Origin of the sequence: Streptomyces sp. TLI_146 (genome assembly GCF_002846415.1) — a bacterium.
GTDB lineage: Bacteria > Actinomycetota > Actinomycetes > Streptomycetales > Streptomycetaceae > Streptomyces.
Genome location: NZ_PJMX01000001.1, coordinates 5,791,482 through 5,807,754, shown reverse-complemented (window position 1 = coordinate 5,807,754; position 16,273 = coordinate 5,791,482). Strand labels below are relative to the sequence as shown.

17 protein-coding genes are annotated in these 16,273 nt (G+C 72.7%); 5 read left to right on the top strand and 12 right to left on the bottom strand.

Features of this window, described 5'->3' with window-relative positions; all coding sequences use genetic code 11:
• Positions 1-53: 53 nt before the first annotated feature.
• Positions 54-914 carry a dihydropteroate synthase gene (gene folP, locus BX283_RS26095; RefSeq protein ID WP_101389925.1) on the top strand — a complete coding sequence of 287 codons (861 nt, stop codon included), beginning with the start codon at positions 54-56 and terminating at the stop codon, positions 912-914.
• A gap of 245 nt (positions 915-1,159) precedes the next feature.
• Here the strand turns inward: folP and BX283_RS26090 are convergent, their stop codons facing one another.
• On the bottom strand, positions 1,160-1,918 hold the full coding sequence (locus BX283_RS26090; protein WP_101389924.1) for a TIGR00730 family Rossman fold protein: 759 nt from the start codon (positions 1,916-1,918) through the stop codon (positions 1,160-1,162).
• Positions 1,919-1,995: 77 nt separating this feature from the next.
• Positions 1,996-3,075 (bottom strand): succinyl-diaminopimelate desuccinylase, encoded by a 1,080-nt coding sequence (gene dapE / locus BX283_RS26085; protein WP_101389923.1) that lies wholly within the window; start codon positions 3,073-3,075, stop codon positions 1,996-1,998.
• A 96-nt stretch (positions 3,076-3,171) separates the two neighbouring features.
• On the opposite strand from dapE, the gene BX283_RS26080 reads away from it, so the two are divergent.
• Positions 3,172-4,125, top strand: coding sequence for a hypothetical protein (locus tag BX283_RS26080; RefSeq protein ID WP_101389922.1), 954 nt, complete (start codon positions 3,172-3,174; stop codon positions 4,123-4,125).
• A 289-nt stretch (positions 4,126-4,414) separates the two neighbouring features.
• A complete protein-coding gene (locus BX283_RS26075) occupies positions 4,415-4,864 on the top strand; it encodes an ATP-binding protein (RefSeq protein WP_101389921.1) in 450 nt (149 codons plus the stop codon).
• 99 nt (positions 4,865-4,963) lie between these two features.
• Here BX283_RS26075 and BX283_RS26070 read toward each other — a convergent pair whose 3' ends face one another.
• Together BX283_RS26070 and fdxA are read right to left on the bottom strand one after the other, a co-directional pair.
• Positions 4,964-6,058, bottom strand: coding sequence for a bifunctional succinyldiaminopimelate transaminase/glutamate-prephenate aminotransferase (locus BX283_RS26070; protein ID WP_101392580.1), 1,095 nt, complete (start codon positions 6,056-6,058; stop codon positions 4,964-4,966).
• Positions 6,059-6,173: 115 nt separating this feature from the next.
• Positions 6,174-6,509, bottom strand: coding sequence for a ferredoxin (gene fdxA, locus BX283_RS26065; protein ID WP_101389920.1), 336 nt, complete (start codon positions 6,507-6,509; stop codon positions 6,174-6,176).
• A 141-nt stretch (positions 6,510-6,650) separates the two neighbouring features.
• On the opposite strand from fdxA, the gene BX283_RS26060 reads away from it, so the two are divergent.
• Positions 6,651-7,649: a GNAT family N-acetyltransferase gene (locus BX283_RS26060; protein ID WP_101389919.1), complete on the top strand. Its 999-nt coding sequence runs from the start codon at positions 6,651-6,653 to the stop codon at positions 7,647-7,649.
• A gap of 46 nt (positions 7,650-7,695) precedes the next feature.
• A complete protein-coding gene (locus BX283_RS26055; RefSeq protein ID WP_101389918.1) occupies positions 7,696-8,535 on the top strand; it encodes a transglutaminase-like domain-containing protein in 840 nt (279 codons plus the stop codon).
• Between the two features lie 13 nt (positions 8,536-8,548).
• On the opposite strand, the gene BX283_RS26050 is transcribed toward BX283_RS26055, so the two are convergent.
• The 8 genes from BX283_RS26050 to BX283_RS26010 form a co-directional block, all read right to left on the bottom strand.
• Positions 8,549-9,154, bottom strand: coding sequence for a response regulator (locus BX283_RS26050; protein WP_373979292.1), 606 nt, complete (start codon positions 9,152-9,154; stop codon positions 8,549-8,551).
• A 276-nt stretch (positions 9,155-9,430) separates the two neighbouring features.
• Positions 9,431-10,591 carry a sensor histidine kinase gene (locus BX283_RS26045; protein ID WP_101392578.1) on the bottom strand — a complete coding sequence of 387 codons (1,161 nt, stop codon included), beginning with the start codon at positions 10,589-10,591 and terminating at the stop codon, positions 9,431-9,433.
• A gap of 5 nt (positions 10,592-10,596) precedes the next feature.
• Complete coding sequence (locus tag BX283_RS26040; protein ID WP_101389917.1) at positions 10,597-11,337, bottom strand: ABC transporter permease; 741 nt, start codon at positions 11,335-11,337, stop codon at positions 10,597-10,599.
• Entirely contained in the window at positions 11,334-12,257 is a 924-nt protein-coding gene (locus tag BX283_RS26035; RefSeq protein ID WP_101389916.1) for an ABC transporter ATP-binding protein, read from the bottom strand. The genes BX283_RS26040 and BX283_RS26035 overlap by 4 nt, the downstream gene beginning before the upstream one ends.
• 157 nt (positions 12,258-12,414) lie before the next feature.
• The gene (locus BX283_RS26030) at positions 12,415-14,469 is read right to left on the bottom strand and encodes a hypothetical protein (protein ID WP_180357253.1); all 2,055 of its coding nucleotides are present in this window, start codon (positions 14,467-14,469) and stop codon (positions 12,415-12,417) included.
• Positions 14,470-14,652: 183 nt separating this feature from the next.
• The gene (locus BX283_RS26020) at positions 14,653-15,057 is read right to left on the bottom strand and encodes a DUF6113 family protein (RefSeq protein ID WP_257583868.1); all 405 of its coding nucleotides are present in this window, start codon (positions 15,055-15,057) and stop codon (positions 14,653-14,655) included.
• Positions 15,054-15,944 carry an N-acetyl-1-D-myo-inositol-2-amino-2-deoxy-alpha-D-glucopyranoside deacetylase gene (mshB, locus tag BX283_RS26015; protein ID WP_101389913.1) on the bottom strand — a complete coding sequence of 297 codons (891 nt, stop codon included), beginning with the start codon at positions 15,942-15,944 and terminating at the stop codon, positions 15,054-15,056. The genes BX283_RS26020 and mshB overlap by 4 nt, the downstream gene beginning before the upstream one ends.
• Before the next feature lie 76 nt (positions 15,945-16,020).
• A complete protein-coding gene (locus tag BX283_RS26010) occupies positions 16,021-16,215 on the bottom strand; it encodes a hypothetical protein (protein WP_101389912.1) in 195 nt (64 codons plus the stop codon).
• Between the last annotated feature and the right edge of the window lie 58 nt (positions 16,216-16,273).

The window sequence follows — 16,273 nt, the reverse complement described above, 5'->3', positions numbered from 1 at the left end:
CCGGACACGGAACCTAGAGGTCACGGGCGTCTTACCCGAGGAGGAAACAGCGGATGCTGCGGCTGGGACGGCGCGAGTTCGACGCGCACGAGCCGGTGATCATGGCGATCGTCAACCGGACCCCGGACTCCTTCTACGACCAGGGCGCGACCTTCCGCGACGAGCCCGCGCTGGCCCGCGTGGAGCAGGCGGTGTCCGAGGGCGCCGCCATCATCGACATCGGCGGGGTCAAGGCGGGCCCCGGCGAGGAGGTGACGGCCGAGGAGGAGGCGCGGCGCACGGTCGGTTTCGTGGCCGAGGTGCGGCGGCGGCACCCGGACGTGGTGATCAGCGTCGACACCTGGCGCCACGACGTCGGGGAGGCGGTCTGCGAGGCGGGCGCGGACGTGCTGAACGACGCGTGGGGCGGGGTCGACCCGAAGCTGGCTGAGGTCGCGGCGCGATACGGGGCGGGTCTGGTGTGCACGCACGCGGGCGGTGTGGAGCCGCGCACGCGGCCGCACCGGATCGCGTACGAGGACGTGGTGGAGGACATCCTCCGGGTCACGGTGGGGCTCGCCGAGCGGGCGGTCGCGCTCGGGGTGCGGCGGGACGGGATCATGATCGATCCCGGTCATGACTTCGGCAAGAACACCCGCCACAGCCTGGAGGCGACGCGGCGGCTCGGCGAGATGACGGCGACGGGGTGGCCGGTCCTGGTCTCCCTGTCCAACAAGGACTTCGTCGGCGAGACGCTGGACCGGCCGGTGAAGGAGCGGGTGCTGGGGACGCTCGCCACGACGGCTGTGTCGGCGTGGCTGGGGGCTCAGGTGTACCGGGTGCACGAGGTCGCCGAGACGCGTCAGGTCCTGGACATGGTCGCGTCCATCGCGGGCCACCGCCCGCCGGCGGTGGCCCGACGCGGCCTGGCGTAGCCGGGGCTTCGCCCCGGGCCCCGTCCTGCGCCTGCGGGCCGTGGGTGGCTGGTCGCGCAGTTCCCCGCGCCCCTAGGTAGTTAGGGGCGCGGGGAACTGCGCGAGCAACCACAGACGGTCCGCAGACGAAGTGACCGGCCGCCCGCCAGAGGGCTTTCGGGAAGGGGCGGGGTGGGGGCAGAGTTCCGGCCACGAGCCGGTGCGCGAGCAACCCGGCACGGGCCGCAGCCGGAAAGAGGTGGGGCCTACCGGCCCACCTCCTTCGTCACCAGGGCCACCGCCTCCTCCACGCTGTCCGTGACGTGGAACAGGAGCAGGTCGCCCTCGGAGGCCTTGCCGCCGCCGACCACCGTGTCGCGGAGCCAGTCCACCAGGCCCGCCCAGTACGCCGAGCCGAACAGCACGATCGGGAAGCGCGTCACCTTGCCGGTCTGGACGAGCGTGAGCGCCTCGAAGAGCTCATCCAGCGTGCCCAGACCGCCGGGCAGGACCACGAACCCCTGGGCGTACTTCACGAACATCGTCTTCCGCACGAAGAAGTAGCGGAAGTTGACGCCGATGTCGACATGCGGGTTGAGCCCCTGCTCGAAGGGGAGCTCGATGCCCAGCCCGACCGACACGCCCCGCGCCTCGCGCGCGCCCCGGTTGGCCGCCTCCATCGCGCCCGGCCCGCCGCCGGTGATCACCGCGAAGCCCGCCTCGACCAGCGCGTGCCCGATGGCGACGCCCGCCTCGTACTCCGGTGAGCCCACCGGCGTACGGGCCGAGCCGAAGACGCTGATGGCGCTGGGCAGTTCGGCGAGCGCGCCGAAGCCCTCCACGAACTCGGACTGGATGCGCATGACCCGCCAGGGGTCGGTGTGCACCCACTCCGAGTCGCCCTCGGTGTCGAGGAGGCGCTGGTCGGTGGTGCCGGCCTGGACCTGGTCGCGGCGGCGCAGCACCGGCCCGAGCCGCTGCTCAAGACGCTGTTCGCCCGGGAACTCTCCCTCGGGGTTGGCCATTGCGTGCTCCCTCCGCTGACTGAGTCATATGACGCGTCCGGCCAGGGTAGGACGACTTACGTGACGAATGATGAAATTCAGGCGGTCAGCCAGGCGTGAAGTCGCCGTTCGCAGTGGGTGATCCGGTCCACGGCCACATGCTCGTCCCGCTTGTGCGCGTAGAGGGCGTCGCCGGGACCGTAGTTGACGGCGGGCACGCCCAGCGCGCCGAAGCGGGAGACGTCGGTCCAGCCGAACTTGGGCTGCGGGGTGCCGCCGACCGCCGCCATGAAGGCCGCGGCGGCCGGGTGTGAGAGCCCCGGCAGGGCCGCGCCCGAGTGGTCGTCGACGGTGAACTCGGTGATCCCGCAGTCCGCGAAGACCTCGCGGACGTGGGCCAGCGCCTCCTCGGCGGTGCGGTCCGGGGCGTAGCGGTAGTTGACGGTGACCGCGCAGGCGTCGGGGATGACGTTGTTGGCGACGCCGCCCTCGATCCGTACCGCGTTCAGGCCCTCGCGGTACTCCAGGCCGTCGATCACCGGCCGGCGCGGCTCGTACGCGGCGAGCGCGGCCAGGATCGGGGCGGCCGCGTGGATGGCGTTGGAGCCCATCCAGCTGCGCGCGGAGTGGGCCCGCTCCCCCGCCGTGTGCAGGATGACCCGCAGCGTGCCCTGGCAGCCGCCCTCGACCTGGGCGTCGGAGGGCTCCAGGAGGACCGCGAAGTCGCCCTCGATCCAGTCGGGGTGTGCGTCTGCCACATGGCCGAGACCGTTGAGGTGTGCGGCGACCTCTTCGTTGTCGTAGAAGACGAAGGTGAGGTCGCGGTTGGGCTCGGGGACGGTCGCGGCGATGCGCAGCTGGACGGCCACGCCGGACTTCATGTCCGAGGTGCCGCAGCCCCACAGGACGCCGTTCTCGTCGAGGCGGGACGGCACGTTGCCGGCGATCGGGACGGTGTCGATGTGCCCGGCGAGGACGACCCGTTCGGCCCGGCCCAGGTGGGTGCGGGCCACGACGTTGTTGCCGTGGCGGTCCACGGTCAGATGCGGCAGCGTACGCAGGGCCGCCTCGATCGCGTCCGCGAGCGGCTTCTCCGTTCCGCTCTCGGACGGGAAGTCGACGAGCCACGCGGTGAGCGCGGGGCCGTCCAGGGTCAGGTCGAGTGCGCTGTCTGCCATGGACCCGACCCTAGCGCGGCCGTCCCGAGCTGGGCCGGAGTGTCCAGAAGGGCAGGGCCGGGGGCAGTCGTCCTGCCCTCCAGTACGGTGGTGCCCGTGTCCCAGCCCGTCACCCCCAACCGACCCGTAAGGCGCGGCCGCCTCTTCCGTATCGTCGCCGCGGCCGTCGTGCTGCTCGCCGTCGCCGGATATCTGGTGGTGCAGTACGTGAGTGGCGGGCCGGGGGCGCCGAGATGCACGGTGGGGTCCGGGGACGACACCTACCGGCTCAGCCCCGAGCAGGCCGAGAACGCGGCGACCATCTCCGCGGTCGGCACCTCGCGCGGGATGCCCGAGCGGGCGGTGACGATCGCGCTGGCCACCGCGCTCCAGGAGTCGGGCCTGCGCAACATCACGCACGGCGACCGCGACTCGGTCGGCCTCTTCCAGCAGCGGCCCTCGCAGGGCTGGGGCACCGTGCAGCAGATCATGGACCCGGTCTATTCGGCCGGGAAGTTCTACCAGCGCCTGGCCGAGGTGCCCGGCTACTCGCGGCTGCCGCTCACCGTCGCCGCGCAGCGGGTCCAGCGCAGCGGCTTCCCGCAGGCCTACGCCAAGCACGAGCCGGACGCGGCGCTGCTCACCGCCGCCCTCACCGGCCGCACTCCCGCCGCGCTGACCTGCACGATCTCCAAGGACGCCCGCCCGGGCGACCCGGCGAAGGTACGCGCCGAGCTGGCCCGCGCGTTCGGCGCGGGGGTGGCCCCGGACCGGGGCGAGGGGCGTGAGGTCACGGTCCCGGTGCGCACGCCCGCGCGGGCCGGTGCCGACGGCGGGGGCGGCGCCGAGCAGCGCGGCTGGGAGCTGGCCCACTGGGCAGTCGCGCACGCCGCCGCGTTCCGCGTCGAGCAGGTCTCGTACGCCGGGCGCACCTGGCGCGTGGACGGCTCCCGCAAGGGCTGGCACACGGACGACACCGAGGCCGCCGCGGCCGCCACCGGCCCGGGCGCGAACGGCGGCGCGGAGACCTCCGGCGCGTTCGGCCAGGTCCGGATCCAGCTCGCCGGATAGCGCGCGACACCCGTTCGGACGGCCACCCGTGCGGGGCACAGATGGCTTTCGCGTACACCGTTTCGTACACCCACCCCCGCACCCGCCCGAAGAATCGTCAATTCCCTTGGGAACAAAGGGATCCGGGGGCGTTCAACCTATTGTCGTCACGGCTCTTTTGCCCGTTTTTATCCGAACCCGATAATGCGACGCATTGCGAACTCTTTACCTGGGGTCTCCGCAACCTCCGCCGCACCCAGAGGAGTTGTCACAGCGTCCGAACGCCGTTCCTCCCGTCTCAAGGAGCATCATGTCCCTCCCCCTGACCCGTCGGATCGCCCGTGCCGCACTGCTCATCGCGGCGGGTGCAGTTCCTGTGGTCGGCGCGGCCGGCGCGGCGAGCGCCGCGGCCCTTCCGGAGACCCCGAACCTGGGCGGTCTGACCGCACTCGACGGCGCGAACCTCGGCAACACCGTCGACGGCGCCACGCAGAAGGCCACCGGCCTGGCGGGCGAGGCCGGCAGCAAGGCGGTCAAGCAGGCGGTCCCGGCCGCGGGCAAGGCCGTCGGCAAGGCGGGCAAGACGGCGACCCCGGCGGCCCAGAAGACGGCGGGCGACGCCGCGGGCAACGCGGGCGACCTCCTCGGCTCCACCGCCAAGTCGGCCAGCCTGGACGGCCTCCCGGTCGGCGGCCAGCTGCCCACCAGCGGGCTGCCCTCCACCGACCAGCTGCCGCTCAAGGGCCTGCCCCTCGGCTGAGCCGCGCGGCCGCGCCCCGCGCGGCACACGGCCGAAGGGGCCCCGGGATCCTGTCCCCGGGGCCCCTTCTCGTCTCCGTTTCCGGTGTTGCGCGAACGGCTAGCCCAGCCGCTTGACGGCCGCCTCGACGCGCTCGTCCGTCGCCGTGAAGGCCACCCGTACGAACCGCTCGCCCGCCTCGCCGTAGAAGTCGCCGGGCGCCACGAGGATGCCGAGGCCCGCGAGGTACTCCACGGTCTCCCAGCAGCCCTCGTCGCGGGTCGCCCACAGGTAGAGGCTGGCCTCGCTGTGCTCGATCCGGAAGCCGTGCTTGACCAGCGCGTCGCGCAGGGCGGCGCGGCGGGCCGCGTAGCGCGCCCGCTGCTCCTGGACGTGCACGTCGTCGCCGAGCGCCGCCACCGTGGCCGCCTGGACGGGCGCGGCCGTCATCATCCCGCCGTGCTTGCGGATCTGGAGCAGCTCGCCGAGCACGGCCTCGTCGCCCGCCAGGAAGGCCGCGCGGTAGCCCGCGAGGTTGGACCGCTTGGAGAGCGAGTGGACGGCGACGATGCCCTCGTACGTACCGCCGCAGACGTCCGGGTGCAGCACCGAGACCGGCTCGGCCTCCCAGCCCAGCTCCAGGTAGCACTCGTCGGAGAAGACGAGCACGCCGTGCTCGCGCGCCCAGGCGACGATCCGGACCAGCTCGTCCTTGGCGAGGACGCGGCCGGTCGGGTTGGACGGCGAGTTCAGCCAGAGGAGCTTGAGACCGGCCGGGTCGAGCTGGGTGGGGTCGTCGTAGACGACGGGCTCGGCGCCGCAGAGCCGGGCGCCCACCTCGTACGTCGGGTACGCGAGCCGGGGGTAGGCGACCTTGTCGCCCGCGCCCAGGCCCAGCTGGGTCGGCAGCCAGGCCACCAGCTCCTTGGACCCGACCACCGGCAGCACGTTGCGGTGGCCGACGCCGACCGCGCCGAGCCGGCGCCCGACCCATCCGGTGAGCGCGTCACGCAGCTCCGTGGTCCCCCACACCGTCGGATAGCCCGGCGAGTCCGCGGCCTCGACCAGCGCTTTCTGGATCAGCGCCGGGACCGGGTCGACCGGGGTGCCCACGGACAGGTCCACGATCCCGTCCGGGTGGGCCGAGGCCGTCGCCTTGTACGGCTCCAGCTTGTCCCAGGGGAAGACGGGCAGGCGTGCGGAGACTGCGCCCACGGAGGTGCTCACTTTCTCGTACTCGGTTCCGTACTCGGCGTCGTACGGACGAAACGCCTCGGTCCCGTAGGGCGGTGGGCGCCGTACGGGACCGGGGGGACACGTGGTGTCGGTGTCAGTGCGCGCTGTCGGCGTTGATGTCGGCGGGCAGCGCGGTGATGAAGGGGTGGTCGCGCTCGATCAGGCCGAGCTTGGAGGCACCACCGGGCGAACCGAGCTCGTCGAAGAACTCGACGTTCGCCTTGTAGTAGTCCTTCCACTCCTCCGGGGTGTCGTCCTCGTAGAAGATCGCCTCGACCGGGCAGACCGGCTCACAGGCGCCACAGTCGACACATTCGTCCGGGTGGATGTAGAGGGACCGCTTGCCCTCATAGATGCAGTCGACCGGGCACTCTTCGATGCATGCCTTGTCCTTAAGGTCGACACAAGGCTCCGCAATGACGTAGGTCACGCTGTCGTTCCTCCTCGATAGGGCGCGGCGGGCCGGTCTGCGGCTCCGTCCACGTGGCGCGCGGGAGCGCGGCGTCGTCGATGCCCACACCTAGTATCTCCGTTCCGGGGCGCGATCCGAACAGGAGGGGCGAAGAGAGCTGTGGAGTTCACCACCGGCGGACGGTTGATCGTCAGAATCACGCCACAAGATCAGGGCAAACGCGTATCAGTCAGACACCTGGCGATGACCGGGGAGCGGGGCGAGAAGTTCACCGACACGGTCGGCGTTCTCACATCGTGGGATGCCGGGACGCTGTCGATCGTGCGCAGGAACGGGGAGACGGTCCGCATCCCCGAGCGCGAGATGGTCGCGGGCAAGGTCATCCCGGCCGAGCCCGCCCGGCGTCGCGGCCCGGCCGCCACCTTCCGGGAGTTGGCGCTGGTCAGCGCACGCGCCTGGCAGCCCGTGGAGAGCGAGGCGCTGGGCGGGTGGACGCTGCGGGCGGCCGGCGGATTCACCCGCCGGGCCAATTCGGTGCTGCCGCTCGGCGACCCGGGAATGCCGCTCGCGGACGCGCTGGCGTACGCGGACGCCTGGTACTCGGCGCGCGGCCTTCCCACGTACGTACAAACGTCCACGGGCGCCGAGGGGACGCAGGAGAGCCTCTGTGTCGATCTTGAAAAGTTTGGGTGGATTCGCGAGGTAAGCGCCCAACTGCGGATCGCCGCACTTGCCCCGATCGGGGACCTCGACGCGGACGTCTCGCGGATCGCGCTGTCCCGTTCCGTCTCCTCCGACTGGCTCGGCCGCTACCAGCGCACGGGCACACCAGGACCCCATGTGCGGAAGGTGCTGGAGAGCGGCCCGTCGACGTGGTTCGCGACGGTGCCCGGGGAGGCGGGCGAGGCGCCCGCCGCGATCGGCCGGTGCGTGGTCGACGGCCGCTGGGCGGGGTTCATGGCGGTCGAGGTGGACCCGGCGCGGCGGCGCGAGGGGCTCGCGACGGCCGTGATGACCGCGCTGGCCCGCCAGGCCCTCTCCGAGGGGGCGTCGGCGGCGTGGCTCCAGGTGGAGGCGGACAATGAAGGGGCCCGGGCCCTCTACGACGCCCAGGGCTTCGCCACCCACCACACCTACCACCACTTCCGGCACGGGTGAGCCCGTCCCGGACTTTCCGATCTCCACGAACGGGTACGAGGCGGTTATGGACCCCGAAAACCCCGGCGCCGAGGACTGGCGGCGGCAGTTCACCGAGGAGGCCCGGGCCGAGCGGCCCGACCTCGCGACGCTGTGCCTGCTGATCGGCGCGGTGGCCGATCCGGAGCTCGGGCAGCGGGGTGTGGACGACGCCCAGATGGAGCTGGACCGCCTCGCGGGCCGGCTCCCGTACGGCGTCACCGGGGCCCGCGCCTGGGCGCTGGCGCTGGCCGAACTGCTCGGCCACCGCTGTGAGTTCCGGGGCGCCCCGGCCGAGTACCAGCGCCTGGAGTCCTCGCTCCTGCCGGAGGTCCTGCGCCGCCGCCGTGGCCTGCCGATCCTGCTCTCGGTGGTCTGGATGGAGGTGGCCCGCAGGGCCGGGGCGCCGGTGTACGGGGTGGCTCTGCCCGGCCACTTCGTGGTGGGCTTCGGGCGCCCGGAGGAGCGGGTGCTCGCGGATCCGTTCGACGGGGGCAGGCCGCTGACGGGGGCGGACGCGGAGCTCCTGGTGGCCGGGGCCACCGGCGCCCCGCTCGACCCGTCGATGCTCACCCCGGCCGATCCGCTGGCGATCGTGCTGCGCATCCTCAACAACATCCGCGCCTGGGCGGCGGCCCGCCCGGAGCAGAGCGCGGTCGCCCTGTGGGCCCTGGACCTCTCGCTGCTGCTGCCCGCCCACCCGGCCCGGCTGCGCTACGACCGGGCCCAACTCCTGGTCCAGCGGGGCGACTTCCTCGCGGGGGCGGCGGAACTCGACCTGTACGCGGATGTGCTGGAGCCGGTGGAACCGCGTACGGCGGAGACGATCCGGGGGCGGGCGCGGGCGGCCCGGGCGATGCTGAACTGACGCCGGAGGAAGATCAGAGCCAGCCCTTCTCCCGTGCGATCCCCACCGCCTCCGCCCTGTTGCGGGCCGCCAGCTTCTGGATGGCCATGGAGAGGTAGTTGCGGACCGTGCCCTGGGAGAGGCAGAGGGTGCGGGCGAGCTCCGCGTTGGTGGCGCCGTTCGCCGCCGCGCGCAGGACGTCCCGCTCGCGGTCGGTCAGCGGGTTGGCGCCCTCCGCGAGCGCGGCGGCGGCCAGCGTCGGGTCGATCACGCGCTCCCCTGCGAGCACCTTGCGCACGGCGGCCGCGAGTTGGGCGGCGGGGGCGTCCTTCACCAGGAAGGCGTCGGCGCCGGACTCCATGGCGCTGCGGAGGTAGCCGGGACGGCCGAACGTCGTGAGGATCACGATCTTCAGCTCCGGCAGCTCGCGGTGCAGGGCGGCGGCCGCCTCGATGCCGGTGATGCCGGGCATCTCGATGTCGAGCAGCGCCACGTCGACCTCATGGGTGCGTGCGGCCGCCAGCACCTCGTCGCCTCTGGCCACCTGGGCGACCACCTCGAAGTCCGGCTCCAGGCCGAGCAGGGCGGCGAGCGCTTCGCGGACCATGGACTGGTCTTCGGCCAGGAGTAGGCGGATCATGCCCCGGATTCTAGGCGCCGGTGGTCGCGCCGCTGTTCGGCTGCGGGCCGTGGTGGGCTGGTCGCGCCCGCGCGGCGGAGCCGCAAATGTCACAGCCCCGCGCCCCTAAAAATGCCGCTCCGCGGCAATCCCCTGGGCGCCCCGCAGGGGCGCATCTAAGGGGCGCGGGGAACTGCGCGAGCAACCCACCACCCACCCGCAGACAAAGACCGGGCGGAAATGGGGCGCGGGGAACTGCGCGACCAGCCACCCACCGGCCCGCAGACAAAGACCGGGCTACAGAAGCGGCACCCTCGCCGTGAGCGTGAAGCCCTTGCCCTTCTGGGCCGACGGTTCCAGCTTGCCGTCCACCTCCGACAGGCGTTCCGCCAGGCCCGTCAGACCGTTGCCCGCCGTCACGGCACCGGCCCCGCGGCCGTCGTCCGTGATCTTCAGTTCCAGGAAGCGGCCGTCCAGCGTCTGGAACACCCCGAGGGTGATCACGCATCGGCGGGCGCCGCTGTGGCGGACCACGTTGGTGACCGCCTCGCGGACCACCCAGGCCAGGGCCTCCCCCGCGCCCGGGGGCAGGCCGGGCGGGAGTTCGGCCGTCACCGGCAGGTCCGCGGCCACCCCGGCCGCCGTCAACGCGGTGCGCGCGCCCGCCAGTTCCCCGGTGAGGGTCGCGCGGCGGTAGCCGGTGACCGCTTCCCGTACGTCCACCAGGGCCTGGCGGCTGACCTGTTCGATGTCGGCCACCTGCTGGGCCGCCTGTTCGGGGTGGCCGGGGAGCATCCGGCCCGCCAGCTCGCTCTTGAGCGTGATCAGGGAGAGCGAGTGGCCGAGCAGGTCGTGCAGGTCGCGGGCGAGGCGCAGCCGCTCCTCGTTGGCCGCCAGCTGGGCCACGGTCGCCCGGGCCTGGCGCAGTTCCACGGTCGTACGCACCAGATGCCGCACGCCCGTCATGGCGAAGCCGCCCAGCAAGGCCGGGATCGCCAGGCCGGGCACGAAGTCACTCCAGTCGCCTTTGGTGGTCAGGCCGATCAGGGCCATCGCGGCCGTCGCGCCCGGGATCGCCCAGCGCGCGAGCGGCAGCGGCAGCACCGCCCCGCAGCCGACCGACACGTACACGAAGAGCACCAGCCAGGGCGCGTCCAGGGTCAGTGAGGTGACCACCGCGATGCCGGTGAGGAAGACCAGTATCGAGGCGACCGTGGCGCGGGCGAAGGGGCGGGCGGTGTGGCGGAAGACCAGGGCCAGATAGACCGCGACGAAGGCCACCAGGGCGAGCCAGCCGAGCGCGGTCGCCCACGCCGTGTGCTCGCGCTTGAGGAGGTCGGACACGGGGGCGCCGAGGAACGCCAGCCAGATGCCGATCCACAGCAGCTTGCGCAGCGCCTCCTGGCGGTCCTTGGGCGGGCGGCCGATGGCGGCCACGGGCTTGTGGTCTTCCGTCACGCTCGTCACGCCTTCAGGGTGTCCTTCCGGTACAGCCAGGCCGCGCCGCCCGCGAAGAGCAGGAAGTAGGCGGCGAGGACGGCCACGTCCTTGGTGTCCGGGGCGTTGCCCGCCTCGATGGCCTGCCCGAGCGCAGCGTACGCGTGGGTGGGCAGCCACTTGGCGAGCGACTGGAGCCAGGGCGCGAACGTCGTCGTGGGCATCCACAGGCCGCCCAGGATGGACAGGCCGAAGTAGATGATCATCGTGATCGGGCGGACCGCGTCACCGCTGGCGAGGTAGCCGATGGCCACGCCGAGCGCGGCGAAGCAGAGCGAGCCGGCCCAGATGGCGCCGGTCAGCGCCAGCCACTGCCAGGCGTCGAACCGTACGTCCTTGACGGTCGCGGCGGTCAGGAAGACCACCACGATGCAGGGCAGGGTGACCACGGCGGCGCTGGCGATCTTCGCCAGGACGTAGCCGCGGCCGGGCAGCGCGGTCAGCCGCAGCTGGCGCACCCAGCCCTTCTCGCGCTCCTTGGCGATCTTCTCGCTGTTGCCCATCAGGACGGCGGTGATCGCGCCGAACGAGGCCATCGAGACCATGAAGAAGGCCGGGAAGGTCAGATCGGTGCCGCCGATCGTGTCCGTGGTGTTCTGTGAGCCGGAGATCAGCAGATAGAGCGCGGAGGGGTAGATCACCGAGAAGAACATGAACTTCTTGTTCCGCAGGGTGCGGGCGATTTCGAGCTTGATCAGGGTGTTCATCGGGTCCTGGCCTCCTCGGCCTCGGTGATGGCGACGAAGGCCTGCTCCAGGCCGAGGCCCGCGACTTCGAGGTTGCGGGGGTACAGGCTCAGCCCGTAGAGCGCGTGGACGGTGGCGTCGGCGTCGGTGGACTGGAGGCGGACCGTGCGGCCCGAGACGTCGAACGAGGTCAGGAAGGGCAGCTCGCGCAGCACGGCCTCGTCGATGGCGCCCTCCAGGTCGAAGGCGATCCGGCGGGCGCCGGCCTTCGCCTTGATCGCGGAGGCGGTGCCGTCGGCGAGCAGCCGGCCCTTGTGCAGGACCAGGACGCGGTCCGCGATCGCGTCCGCCTCCTCCAGGTAGTGCGTGGCGAACAGGACCGTACGGCCCTGCTGCGCCTGCTCGCGCATGGTCGCCCAGAACGCCTGGCGGGCGGTGACGTCCATGCCCGTGGTCGGCTCGTCCAGGACGATCAGGTCGTTGGCACCGGCGGTCGCGAGCGCGAAGCGGACGCGCTGCTCCTGGCCGCCGGAGAGCTTGTTGACCATCCGGTCGGCGATCTGCGCGATGCCCGCGCGGTCCAGGACCTCCTGGACGGGGTGCGGACGCGGGTGCAGATCGCAGGCGAGCTTGACCAGCTCGCGGACCTTGACCTCCTCCATCAGACCGCCGCTCTGGAGCATCGCGCCGACCCGGCCGTCCTTGATGGCCTGCTCGGGCGTGGTGCCGAAGAGGCGCACGGCGCCCGAGTCGACGCCCCGCAGCCCGAGCAGCAGGTCGAGCGTGGACGACTTGCCCGCGCCGTTCGGCCCGAGGAGCGCGACCGTCTCGCCGGGGTGCAGCTCCAGGGAGAGGTCGGCGACGGCGTGGACGTCGCCGTAGCTCTTGCTCACATGCGCGAAGCTCACCACGGAAGTGGAGGTGGAGGTGGTTGTGGTCATGCCCCAAGATTCGCCCGCGGGGCCCGGGCGGGGGCAGTGCCGGGTGTCGTGAGTACCGGATGACAGATGTCATACGGACGGCATGACACGGCCCCCGTACGCCTGGGGCGTACGGGGGCCGGGCACATGACCGCGGGTCGGCCGGGGTGCGGACCGATCAGCTGGCGTTCAGGTCGATCGTCACGCTGCGCTCCGCCGGCGTCTTGCCGCGCAGCGCGCTCTGCATCGCCTTGGCCACGTCGTCGGACGACAGCTGGTGCTTCTGGCCGTCGCCCTTGGTGATCATCACCCCGTTGAAGGTGCTGCCCATGAGCTGCTCGATGGCCTTCTTGTCGTAGACCTCGACCAGCTTGCCCTGGATCGGCTTCATCGAAAGGATCTTCGGGAGCGACTTCAGCGGGCCGAAGTTGATCTGCTTGCCGCCCGCCTTGACGGTGATCAGGTTGGACATCGCGGGCTTGGCGAACTCGTTCATCGCCCGGTCGATCTCGGCCTGGGTGATGGTCGGCTGGCGGGCGGCGACCGGCAGCTGCACCTCGTTGGGCCTGCCCGTCTCCACCTGCGCCCGGTAGGCGTCCTTGACCGAGATCATCGAGCGGTTGACGTCGAGCGTCTTGCCCGCCTTGCCGGGTACGGCCACGGCCTTGCCCGGGACGAACTTGATCGTGCCCTCGACCGCCGAGCCCGAGGCGCCCGCGAGGTCGGTCAGCGCGACGCCCAGCTTCTCCTCGTCGACCGGGATGACCGGCTCGGCGACGCGCTTGCCGCCGAAGAGGGAGGAGATCACGGAGACCGGGTTGTAGTCGCTGCCCGCCGCGTTGCGCACGGTCGCCTGGCCGTCGAAGGTGAGCCCCGCCTTGTCGGGCGCGAGCGTCTCCTTCTTGCCGTCGACGGTGAGCCGCAGCGGCTGCGCCGCGCGCTTGCCGAGCGTGGCGTCGAGCTTGGCGACGGCCTGCTCCTTGCTGCCGCCGCCGATGTCGACGCCCAGGACCGTGGTGCCCTTGGGGACCTCGGAGTGGTTGAGCAGCAGACCCGCGCCGTACGCGACACCGGCGAGGGTGAAGGCCGCGACGCCGAGCAGGACCAGCTTGGAGCGGCCCTTCTTCTTGGCGGGCGCGGGCGCGCTCGTACGGGCCGGGGCGGGCGGCTCCTCCGCCGCGCGCGGCCCGTCCGGCAGCCGCGGCGTGAGGTCGGGCCCGGTGCCCGCGCCGCCGGGCCCGAACGCGGAACGGTTCTCCGCCGGTACGACAGGGATCCCGCTGGTCAGCGTGTCCCCGGAGACATGTCCTGCCGGCGGGGCCGGAGTGCTCCCACCGCTCCCGGCCCCCGGCACCGGGGCCGGGGCCTGCGGGGTCAGGATCGCGGTGTCGTCGGACATCCGGGGCACGGCCGGCGCCACGGGCCCGGGCCGCACGCCCTGGGTGCCCAGCACCGGGGTGCCGTGACTCGGCGTACCGCCGGGACCCTGCGCACCCGGGACCGGGGTCCCGTGGCTCGGGGTGCTCTGCGGGCCGGGCGCGCCGCCCAGCCGCTGCTGGCCCTTGCGGCTGCCGACCGGGCGGGTGGGCAGGGCCGCGGTGCCGGTGACCGGGCCGGTGGTGGGCCCGGCGGGGCCGCCGTTCCCGGCGAGCGCGGAGCGGGCCGAGCCGTTGGCCGCGGCCGGGCCGGGCCGGAAGCCGTTGGCGTCGGGGGCCGGGGCGAAGTCCCCGCCGTCGGCGCGGGGGCCGGTGCCGTTGCCGAAGGCGTCCGCGCCGGTGGCCGGGCCGTCGGCGGGCGCGCCCTGCGGGCCGTCCGAGAAGTACGGGAGGTTCTGGCGCGGCGTGCCGGACGGCGGGGTCGCACCGGAACCCGCCTTGCGTGGCGCGAACCAGTCGCTGGCGGGCTTCTCCTCGGCCGCGGGCTCGGCGGCCGCGGCCGCCTCCTGGGCCTCGGCGGCCTGGGCGCGCTCGCTCTCGGCGGCGGACGCCTTGTCGGCGTCGCTGACGGGCGTTCTCATCACGACCGGCGGGATGGGCCGGGACCCGGGGATGTTGATCCGGATCCGCGTCGTCAGCGTGGTCTCGGTCTTCGGCTCGTCCGGCTCGACGGCGGCGGCTTCCGGGGCGTCGTGCGCCGGAGAGTGCGGCGTTCCGTACGGCGGGGTACCCGACGGGTACGCAGCTCCGCCGCGCCCCTGGGGGCCGGAGGTCGAACTGTCAGTTTCACGACTCAAGGCAGGTTCTCTCCCGATCGGCTCCGCCACCCGCTCTTGTCTCGAATTCCTCTGTGCGGGGGGCTCGGCGGCGCGCACCACCATACTGGCCGCCGCCGAGAAGCACGGGACGGCCCGGGGAAGCAGGGCACCACACCCTGTACTGCGCCGCCGCGACCGCGCACGTCACTTGCCAAGTCGGAGCTAATCGCGGGGCGGTTGCACCAGGACGCCGACCGTGGCACAGATCACAGCCGCGGCCATCCCGCCGAGCAGGAAGACGTACGAGCCGAGCCCGGCACCGAAGACGAAGTCGCCCTCCGGCCGGGTGGCGGTCAGGAACAGCACGGCAACCAGCCATCCCCCGCCCGCCGCACCGACCCCGCCCCGGCTGCCCGTCAGGTGCGTACCGACGTAGAAGAGTCCGGCCGCGGCGGCCAGCGAGAGCAGCAACCCGCCGGGGAACCAGCCGGCTTGGACCAGGGCGCCGGCGGCCCCGGTGAGCGCGCCGAGTACGAACAGGCCCGCGAAGGCGGCGATCCGCCCGGGGCGGGCGCCCGCCGTACGGGAGTTGACGGACGGAGCGGACGTACGGGACGAAGTGCTCATCGGGCGTCCACCCCGGCGAACAGGTCGTGCTCGCGCTCTCCGGCCGGGGCCCCGGACTCGCCGTCGACCAACTCGTAGTACTCGACCGGGAAGAGCGGCTGGCCCAGGTCGTTGGAGAGCGCGAAGAACGGGCCGTCCACGGCGATCTGCGTGGCGTGCGCGCGCATCGCGGCGGCCTTGGCCCCGGCGTGGGCGGTGCCGTCGATCTCGGCGGTGATCCGCGCGTCCTCGACGACGCCCGGGATGTCGCCGATGTCGGCGATCCCCGGGAAGGAGGACCCGGAGGCGCGCAGCCGCGCGAAACCGGCCTCGGCCACCGAGCGGGGCACCCGGTTCCAGTAGGTCTTGGCGACGGTGTGCGGCTCGCCGAGGTCGGGGCGGTACGCGGGGTCGGCGGCCAGTTCGGCGGCGCGCGTCGCCACCCGGTGGGCCTGGATGTGGTCGGGGTGGCCGTACCCGCCGTCCGGGTCGTAGGTCACCAGGACCTGCGGGCGGACCTCGCGGATCACCTCGACCAGGTGGGGGGCCGCGTCGTCCACGTCGGTGTTCCAGAAGGCGCCCGGGCGGTGGTTCTGCTCCAGGCCCATCATCCCGGAGTCGCGGAAGCGGCCGGGGCCGCCGAGGAAGCGGTGGTCGGTGACCCCGAGCTCCTTCATCGCGGCCGCGAGTTCGCCGACGCGGTGGGCGCCGAGGCGGTCCTCGCGGTCGGCGGTGAGGTGCGCCAGGTCCGCCGGGATGACCTCGCCCTCCTCGCCCAGGGTGCAGGTCACCAGCGTGACCAGCGCGCCCTCGGCGGCATAGCGGGCCATGGTGGCGCCGTTGTTGATCGACTCGTCGTCGGGGTGGGCGTGCACCAGGAGCAGCCGGCGGGCGGGGAGATCCGTCATACGGGACAGCCTACGAGGCATGCCGCACCACGGCATGCCTCGGATCCCCCGGCCGCGCCGGGCGGCGGCGCGACCGTCAGAACTTGATGTCGCTGATCATGCCCGCGACGTTGTTGGAGAGGTCGTTGATGGTGGGGGCCATGGACGAGCTGGCGAGGTAGAAGCCGAGCAGAGTGCAGACCACCGCGTGTCCGGCCTTCAGCCCGGACTTCCTGACCAGCAGGAAGACGATGATCGCCAGCAGCACCACCGCCGAAATCGAGAGTGCCACGGCGGTTCACCTCCATCTGTCGGTCGGGCAGAGCCAGTCGGTAGGGGCAGAGCAGCGT